6 protein-coding genes are annotated in these 9,020 nt (G+C 55.6%); 2 read left to right on the plus strand and 4 right to left on the minus strand.

The window, feature by feature from the left end; genetic code table 11:
• Nucleotides 1-24 precede the first annotated feature (24 nt).
• The 3 genes from rimJ to IF189_RS03845 form a co-directional block, all read right to left on the minus strand.
• The gene (gene rimJ / locus IF189_RS03835) at nt 25-612 is read right to left on the minus strand and encodes a ribosomal protein S5-alanine N-acetyltransferase (RefSeq protein WP_192552850.1); all 588 of its coding nucleotides are present in this window, start codon (nt 610-612) and stop codon (nt 25-27) included.
• A gap of 236 nt (nt 613-848) precedes the next feature.
• On the minus strand, nt 849-1,214 hold the full coding sequence (locus IF189_RS03840) for a DUF6124 family protein (RefSeq protein ID WP_192552851.1): 366 nt from the start codon (nt 1,212-1,214) through the stop codon (nt 849-851).
• Nucleotides 1,215-2,125: 911 nt separating this feature from the next.
• Nucleotides 2,126-3,811, minus strand: a complete 1,686-nt coding sequence (locus IF189_RS03845; RefSeq protein WP_192552852.1) for a YfjI family protein — start codon at nt 3,809-3,811, stop codon at nt 2,126-2,128.
• 193 nt (nt 3,812-4,004) lie between these two features.
• Between IF189_RS03845 and IF189_RS03850 the strand changes: the two genes are divergently transcribed.
• A complete protein-coding gene (locus IF189_RS03850; RefSeq protein WP_143979032.1) occupies nt 4,005-4,235 on the plus strand; it encodes a helix-turn-helix transcriptional regulator in 231 nt (76 codons plus the stop codon).
• A 372-nt stretch (nt 4,236-4,607) separates the two neighbouring features.
• A complete protein-coding gene (locus IF189_RS03855; protein ID WP_143979031.1) occupies nt 4,608-5,276 on the plus strand; it encodes an inovirus Gp2 family protein in 669 nt (222 codons plus the stop codon).
• A 516-nt stretch (nt 5,277-5,792) separates the two neighbouring features.
• On the opposite strand, the gene IF189_RS03860 is transcribed toward IF189_RS03855, so the two are convergent.
• Nucleotides 5,793-8,456 carry an ATP-binding domain-containing protein gene (locus IF189_RS03860; protein WP_192552853.1) on the minus strand — a complete coding sequence of 888 codons (2,664 nt, stop codon included), beginning with the start codon at nt 8,454-8,456 and terminating at the stop codon, nt 5,793-5,795.
• Between the last annotated feature and the right edge of the window lie 564 nt (nt 8,457-9,020).

Below are 9,020 nucleotides of genomic sequence, written 5' to 3' on the forward strand. Positions count from 1 at the left end.
TCAATGCTTAACAAATTGTGAAACTCACGCGAGTCGTCGCGACCAGCGCTGATCCGGCGCCTCAAACCCCGGATTGACCAGCGCCGTCAGCACATGGTCCTGCCAGCGCCCGGCAATGTTCAGATACGCCTTGGCGTAGCCTTCTTTCTCGAACCCAAGGCGCTCAAGCAGCCGCGCACTACGCTCGTTGCCGGGAATGTAGTTGGCCATGATCCGGTGCAGGTTCTGGGTCCCGAACATGTAGACGATGGCGGACTCCAGTGCCTCCTGCATCAGACCCTGACCCTGATGGGCCGCATCGATGTGATAACCCAGATAACAGGCCTGGAACGCGCCACGAATGATCCCGCTGAAATTGCAGGCGCCGATCATTTGCTGACCGTCGGGAGTCAGCAACGCCATGTGCACCGCCAACCCGGCTTCGAAGGCGCTGGCCTGGACTTCAAGGCGTCGGCGGATCTGTTCGGTGGAGAAGTAATCGGTGGTGCGGATCGGTGACCACGGAGCGAGATGGCGCTGGTTGCGTTGATAGAAATCACTTTCCAGAGGCGCTTGGTCCGGGGAGAGCACCGCGAGCGTCAGGCGTTGGCAGGGGAGGGTCAACAGCGGCATTGGGGGCTCCGGGGATCGGGGGGGATCGCCAGAATTGCGCGGTGGGCGGGAAAACACAAACGCGTGGCCAAAACCCGGGCAAAAAAAAGCCCGCAGGAGAGCGGGCGAACCGTAGTTTCTTGAATGAGCGAGCGGACTTTACAGCTTTGGCGGAAGCAGGGCAGTGAAGAAAAATTCATCTCGCTGCACCTTCGCTCGAGACGCCAAGTCGCCTGATTTCGGCTCTTTCAAGAGGGTCAGTGGCAGATAATCGGCTTCGAATCGGCCGCTTGCTGCAATGGATCAAGCTTGCTCAGGGCGCTGCTGACCAGCATCTCCGCCAACCCGGCCAACTGATGCATCGCAACGATCCGCGCCCGTTGCACCTCATCCGGTCGATGGACGAGATCATGCGCCATCATATTGAGCGCCGCGAGATTCTGGCTGGCGTGGGTCAACAGAGTGACCAGGTCGACGTCGGGACGCACGCTAAAGATCTGATCGACCGGAAGAAGCCGGGAATTGCGCCTGCGGGAAACAGTAATGGGGCGCTCGGAAGTCGAGATCGTCCTGGACTCGGTAACCGGGGAAATTTCGGATGGATCGGGGGTGTCTTTTTTCATGACCGGACTCCATGTGAGGGGTGATCCTTGCGCTTCGGCGGGGTAGTGCCGTTCACCTGTTTGTTGCGAGGGGTGGAAGGTAACCGGATGGGGTGAGGGGGGCTAGTTCATGGAAGTCGACGCGGGTTGAGGGAAATTTCCTAGGATGCTGGTAGGGGGGACGAAACAGCATTCGCATATTTTGGGGTGCAAGTTGAGAAGGGATCACCGGAAACTAATCCTTAGATGCAACAAGGCCCGAGCTTGGCGGGCCTTGTTGTTGAGAGTTGGTGGGCCGGGGTAATCTGAACAGGTAGAGTAAGTTGTTGATATTGAAATAAAATGACGGTTTTGTTTTTTGCCTGGAATGCCATTTGGAATGCCAATGACATTTGCTTGGTACCCTGGGGCGTCTTGATAGGGTGCGATTGCTATACCGCCTCTCTGCTACTTATCAGGCTTTAGCTGGTAAGTGAAGCGCTGAGGCTGAGCAGGAAGGTCGCCCTCCGAGATTGTGTCATTTTCATTTCTCGGTGACTTGCAGCGGTATCCCTTCCAGTCATACCGCTGAGGGCTGAATGGACTAGATAGACGTTTCTTCTCACGTAAATATCTTCCTCAGGGTGAACGGCTTCCGCTGAGGTCGGTGCTTTCTTTTTCCGCCGCTCGAGTCGGACCTGTTAGCCATTTATCATGGGGGCGGCTCCTATTTGATGCAAAGGCTATCTGGAGGTCAGATCCGTTTTCGCCAAGCCTCTCATTGATACATGTTATAACGTAACCTTTAGCTCTAATTTTTTAATCTCGTGCATAACCGTGACAATCGCGCGCGATTCCCCATTGCTGTGCCGGCTTGCGCATGGAGCTCCCAGTCTGTGTTCTGGTTCTCTTTAGCTCAGCGAGGGGGATGTTTTCCAGCTACAGCTTACCCGCTAATCGCGGATTTTGATGAAGTAGCTCGGCTGAGCCCCAAACCCGCTCCTTACCTCAGGCTTCCAATACTCTTGTTCGCTGAACAGAGGAAGCTCCTTGATAGTGAGCGTTTCGCCGTTCTTCAGTTCAGGTTCTCCTCTTTTGAGCAGGATCGATTCTTGGAACCGGTAGCGGCCTCCTTCCTTGGCGATATGTCCCAGCTTGGTCAGCAGTTCAATGGCTGCCTCCAAACGCTCAGTATTGGCCCGTCCCCTGAGACTACTGGGGCCGTACTGTTTTACCTGGGTTAGTGTGAAAGTGGTTCGTTGCCCTGTCATCAGATCGTTAGGTGGCGTCGATGAGAGGCGCGTGTTGGGTGAGGGGTCGTTTCTGTTCCTGTTTGTAGGTCTGTCTGCGAGAGGGCTTTCTTTGTGGGCGGTTTTCAGTAGGTAGTGTGCCAGTTGGTTCGCATCCGTCACGAGCTGCGGCTCGTTGGCCAAGTGCTCGATGAAGTGCTTTGAGCAGTTCTGAGCGAACTTCCAGCAGAACTCCAGGGTAAGGTAGTCGATCTCGATATCGCTGTCTGAGGTGCGCTCGAACGTATGTAGGATGGCCGCCAGACGGCTCGTGTTTTCCAGCAACTTGGAAGCGTGATCCTTAGCGTAGTGGTATAGGCCGTTTTCCTGCATTTGTTGTTCGAGTTGCCGACTGTACTGATACCAGAGATTTGCGGCCGGCTCCGAGAAACGTAGTACTTGGCGATCAGGCGAAACGGAGGGGGCCAAGCATTCGCGGATGCGGGCATTGAAGGCCTGTAGGCGAGGCAGTTCAGATAGTTTTTGATCGGTACGTTGGCCAGCCATTGAGCGGGGCTTGGCGACCAGGAAGCGGGCGAGAAAGCCTGTGCCGCGAGCCTCCTCCCCGCGCCTGCCCATGAAGCGCGCGATCACGCTAGGTTGTGCCATTAGTGACAAGGTGAGGCGGGCATTTTGGAGAATGAAGCCTTCTCTGGAAATGCGATCGACGATAACGCTGCTGCCATCCCAGAGAGTATTGAGTTTGTCGAGCTCACCCAAGGCCTTGCCGCTGAAAATACTGTTGGCTTCGCTAGTCAGCAGGCAGCCATTGGGCGTGTTTTCGTAAAGCATCTGCACAAGGGCCTGCGGGGTGGTGTCTTCATAAAGGAACTTGCCCGAGCGGGCGGATTGCGGTTCAGCTCTTACATGCTCAGCGACAGTCTCCAGGGCTGCGCGCGTGGCGGCGTCGTCCTCCTGGGCTGCGTATTTGCTGTACATACGCTCCAGGTGTCTCTTGCGCGTGCTCCATAGCTGCTGTTCGACCCGATGCTCCACTAAGGCGACCTCGTAGGCTCGATGCGCTACATCATTCAGGTCGTTAATCGCCTCGAAAAAATTGTTCTGTGTGGTGGTCTTGCGTTCACCGGAGTCCGCGATGGTCAGCAGCATCAGTGAGGTTGGCACTTGGTGTCCGGTTGGCATTCGTATATCGATACGTTTCTGGCAGGCGGTGGCCATGGCCCCGAAGGCGCACATCATTGCCATTTCTCGGGAAACCTGCAGCTCTCGGGCAGCCTCAGTTACAGCGGCCTCTACCAAGCTGTGCTCGCGGAAACAGGGCCAGCCGTTCTGGTAGGTAATTGGTTCACTGCCAATGGCTTCAAGTTCTTCATCATATGTTTTGATCATTTTTACCCGCTATTTCCGCTAGCCCATAGCGAAAATAGCAGACTATTTGAATTACTTCCTTATCTGGTTTTAACGAGCATGAGATGGGGCATGTATTTCCCCCAGCTCGATTGGGACGCGGATTGAATCGCGGCTCTGCGCGGTTTTTTTATACGTCCCCTGCACATCCTCTGAGCCACAGAGGAGCCTGCTCATGCGAATCATCCGTCTGAAGGAAGTCATCGACTCGACAGGTCTTGCCCGGTCGACCATCTACAAATACATCGCGGAAGGCACCTTCCCGAAACCGGTATCTCTGGGCGACCGCTGCGTCGGCTGGGTCGAGAGCGAGGTGCACGATTGGATCTTGGCAAGGATTGAGGAGCGTGATCTGACCGAGAGCTCCGCAGTGAGGTCTACAGGTCACCTGAGCATGGCCCGTTAAAAGCCAGCATAACCGCCATGACCAGTTATGGCTGGTCATGGCGATTATGCTAGGTAGGCTGAAGTCCCACGTCGGACGCCCCAGTAGGCCGAGCAAAGCGATGGTTTATTTCCGGAGTAGATACCCTGAAGAAATTCACGGAGTGGCCGTGAAAAGGCATTCCGCGATCACGGTGCAGTCGAGAGCATCATCTGCGGCACGAGTATTATGCTTTTACTAGCTATTCCCACCGGTAGGGTGCACCGCGTTGCTGATGCGGGTTGCAGGCACTGACCACTGCATATCCAGCGAGGGATCAAGAGCACTAGGAGATAACGGTTAAAAATTCCACATGATGAAGATCGGTATGAAACTCACCCAGGAGTCATACCCATGCTTCGTCATCCAGGTAACACAAACCTCCACCTGTACCGCCAACCGACCTACCGTGGTCTGTCCTTGATGGTCGGCAAGGGGCCATTTGTAGAAGAGTACCTATTTCGTCTCCTGCGTGTTATCGAGCTGGCACTGGCCCAGTATCCGAGGGTCATGGCATTCAGGGTGGACCTAAACCTGCCGAAGGATATCGATCTGTCCAACTACGCAGATACCAACAAGGTCATCAGCAGATTCATCGAGTCCTTTGGCTCCAAGATCGAACACCACCGAAGTCAGCTGCGTGAGCAAAAGAAGGACACTCGTAGTTGCAGGGTCCGTTATGCCTGGGCAAGGGAGGTTGGAATGAAGGGAAGGCCGCACTACCACCTGGTATTCCTGCTGAATCATGATGCTTATCACAGGCCGGGGCGGCTGCAATCTACGAGGCGAAATCTCGTTGCGCGCCTGCAGGAGGCTTGGGCCAGCGCTTTGCGGCTATCGGTCGATCAAGTCGGTGGGCTGGTGAATATCACCGACGATGCCACGTATAGAATCTACCGGGACGTCCCCGACGGCAAGATGGATGAGCTACCGGAGTTGTTTCTGCGGTCCAGCTACCTATGCAAGGGAGCTACGAAGTCCTACGGGGATAATCATCATGGGTTCGGAAGCAGCAGGGGCTAATTGCCCACCCGTGAGGTCTGGCTCCATTGTATCAACACGTTACGGGAGGCTGCCTGCTAGTTACGGCGCTAGTAGGTTGCGGTACTACGAGCGCTGATGGCTGATCAAAGTAAGCGTCCGCCCAACTCACCTTGCGTAAGTCAGGCCGGCATCCACTGATGCGGTAGCAACTGCCCGATTTCACTGGCCCGCTGTGTCGGCAGTCGGTGAGGGATAACATCTAGCTCGACGTCAATGGAGGACTGAAATGGCAAGCGGGACTCGACCGATGCGAAAGCAGCTATGCAGGCTGACATTGCATGGGGCGAGCTGATGATCGAGTGGATGGAGAAGCAGGAAAGCCTGGTTGAAACGTGAGAGGCAACCCAAGGATCGTGAGCCGATGGGCTGCGGCATTACGATGCGCCGGGCCCATGAGCGATGACCGTCTTGTTTTGATGCCCAGCTCCATCTCTTAAGGTTAATGCGACCTCTCAGCCCACCTGCAGGAAATGGGCTGCCAGGCTTAACCCACGATCACCACCAGTGCGTGGCTACGAATGGACGGATATTTTCCAGTCTTGCCGGCAGCTCCCCATGGCATACCATGCCCAGGTAAGTGGCGGCCCGGGTAGCCCCGACATACAAGAAGCGTTCGAACAACCTCGGGTTAGCCTCAGCGAGGCCATCGACTCCGACGAAGAACACAGCTTCAAATTCGAGGCCCTTGATGTGCTGGACGTCGAATACCCGGATGTCTGACTGATTGCCCAAAGATTGGCCGTCCGCGCATGGAGTGGCTCGCAGGCTGATCTGTTCCAGCTTCTTGGTAAGCGTATCCGCCATCGGCCGGACGTGATCTTCTGAGGTGACCAGTACCGCGATGGTCGGAATGTTCTCACCTTTGGAGCGCATCCGCGCATCGATCTCGATGATGCGATCCGCGACCCAAGTGGACGCGTCGTCTTCACTCAGGTGCTCACCTAGCACGGGCTGGACGCCTTCGTGGTTAGAGTGCTCTGGCAGGGTGCCTACAGCTTCTGTATCTCCCTGCATGAGATCGAGAAGTTTGATAGCAAAGGTGTTCAGCAGCCGACTTTGACGGTAGACAGTGTTGATTCGCCGAGGCTTGAGGCGCGGGGAAATCCACTCAAGCTGGTCAATGCGTTTCAGGCCATGTCCGGTGATTCGCTGGTTGAAGTCACCACACGCGAAGAACGATTCGGTCGACAGGTCAGTCAGGCTTTCCATACAGGCAAGCTGAAGGGTAGAGAAGTCAGTCGCTTCATCGACCAGCACTTGGTGCAGGAACTGGTCAGAAATCTTGGCTAGCTCTGTGAAGCGCGGATCATCAAGGTATCGTCTCACGAACTCCTGCCGAATGAGTTCGCGCGCTGACCGGAGCATCAGGAGCAGGATAGCGTCCAGCTCGGTCTCGTCGATGTGCGCGGGGGTGTCAGGCTTCTGGTAGTCATAGAGTTCAAGTGCGAGGCACTCTCGGCGGAACGCGCGATAGCTCGTAGGGACTTCCAGAACGTAACGTTTCCACGCATTCCTGAACCGCCGCAGAGCGTTCTGGAAGCACATTTCGCGACCCAGCGTTTTCAGCCATTCAGCTGGCGGAACCCTATCTCCGAGCCAGTCACGAATCCGGGCTGCCCGACTCGACTTCCCAAGGCTGCCGTTTCGATACAGGGTGCGCGCGTGGCTCTGCAGGAACTGCTGATACGCCTGAAACGCCCTGCGCTCCGCAGTGTGGTTAGGTGTGCTCGTGCCATCGGTGCCAGTGTCGTCGTCGAACTCTTCACCTTCTTCGATTTCATCCTCGCTTTGCCCCAGGCTTTCGAGGATGGTAGCGAGCTCCACGAAAACAGATTTATTCCTGTTGTAGAGCAGGCTACCTTGCTGCTGGATAAGCTTGTCGGTCGTCTTGCGGCTGGTTTTGAGCAGCGGCTCGATCCTCGCCTCGATTCTGTTCCAGATCGCGTATGCACCGAGCAACCCCTCGGGACTCAGTTCATCTACCGTGGTGAGCAGCTCTTCCACGACTGGATCCGAGAGGTTCGGCGCCGAATCTTTCAGGAGGCCAGCGCCCTCCCTGAGTGAGCTGAGCAGACGGTTTTGGTGATACGCCTTAAAGTCGGCAAACCATTGACGAGGATCATCACTGACCGAAAAGCTGGAGTAGCGGCGATCCTCCTTGAGAATGCAGCTACCGCTATTGCCGGTTCTCAGAATGCCAAATGTTGACCTGGCCAGATCATGCCGACGCTTGTTCCAGGTTTTGATGTGATCGTCAGACGCGGGAACATTCTCCCGGTTGAATGCCTCTTTGACGTAGTGCTTCAACAGGTCGGAGGGTGTGAACATCATCCAGCGTTGGCGGTTTGTCGATGAACCAAGCAGCCGTTGCTCTTCTGGGCTTAATGCCTGCACGTCGAGTTTCTGCCCAAGGCGTTTGATCAATGTTGTGGTTTTGCCGGTACCTGGAGGGCCGAGAATGATCAGCTGATGATCAATCGACAGCCGGAAAATTTCGTCCTGGATTTTGTCGAGAATGGCCTGGTCTCGCAAAGCCATGGCTCTGCGTATTTCATGGACTACACCCTCCCGGATTTTCTCTTCCTCAGATGCGCCGTCCAGCATCGCAAGGAATGCATTGTCGTCGACGGGCTGAACGAGCTTTCGAAGGGAAGCGATTGTCTGTGGAGTTGCACGCTGGCGGCGCCAAATGCTATCGATGGCATCCCAAACGTCGTCTCTCTTTAGAGGCTTCAGCTCCAGCTTTTCGAGAATACGATAGCCTTTCTGCTTCCCAGCAACCTCAAGCTCGACACTTTCTCCAACATCGAAGACGGCCAGGCGGCCGATAGGTGTACGGTAGCCCGCCAGCATTGTCCCTTTGACCGTGATGTTGGTCGTGCGGCAGATATAGTAGGTGACCACCTCGCCTTCGTCAGTCTCGGCAACCACACGTGAGACTGCAGGTTCGCGGACGAGACTGAGCAACGATTTGGTTGTGGCGTCACTAATAGATGCGATTTTGGCTACAGCTGCAGTGTTGGTGAACGTGTTGATCACTGCCAGGGCGTCGGACGCCTCACCGCTACGTGCCGCTAGAAGTCGCGCTGCACCATCCTCAATCTTGTGAAAGGTTTCCAGTGCCTCAGTCGCAACGTCGTGGGCATCACTGAAACTCATTGAGGCTCTCCTTGTTTCAATTGGGCATCGCCTGGCCGGCCAGGCGTGTCACAGTCCGTGTCCTGTGCTCAGGGTGGTGATGTTCTTTGGCTGAGCCAGATGCTAAATCCTGGCGGCTTGAGTTGCCAGCAGATTGCCATGATAACCAACGAATTATCGGTGAGAAGAAGGTTTGGATTTGGCGTATGAGCCATGAAAACGCGCTATGCAATCACAATCCGGTGCGCAGTGCTGAATTCAGCACGGGCCACTCCAGCCCAGCGGTTAACGTTCTGCCCTACGCGTGCTAAATCTGAATGGCATACGTGGCAAGTCCCATCCATGACGTTTCCTGGCCGACTTGAAACCTCAACATGGTTTGGCAAGTGCGGAGCGGAACGATCACCCTTTCCAAGGCTATTGATGGTCAGCAGCATGGCTGCTGATCATCGTGCGCGTGAGCCTAATGTCGTACCCGTGCTAGCAGGCGATGTCCCAGGCTGAAGAGTCCTAACCAGGCCAAGGTTGGGCCGCCGTTCAAGGAGGAGGGAAGGCCTGTTAATCCATGGGCCTGATCGCGTCCGT

This window comes from Pseudomonas sp. IzPS59 (genome assembly GCF_014863505.1).
In the GTDB taxonomy this organism is placed as follows: domain Bacteria; phylum Pseudomonadota; class Gammaproteobacteria; order Pseudomonadales; family Pseudomonadaceae; genus Aquipseudomonas; species Aquipseudomonas kribbensis.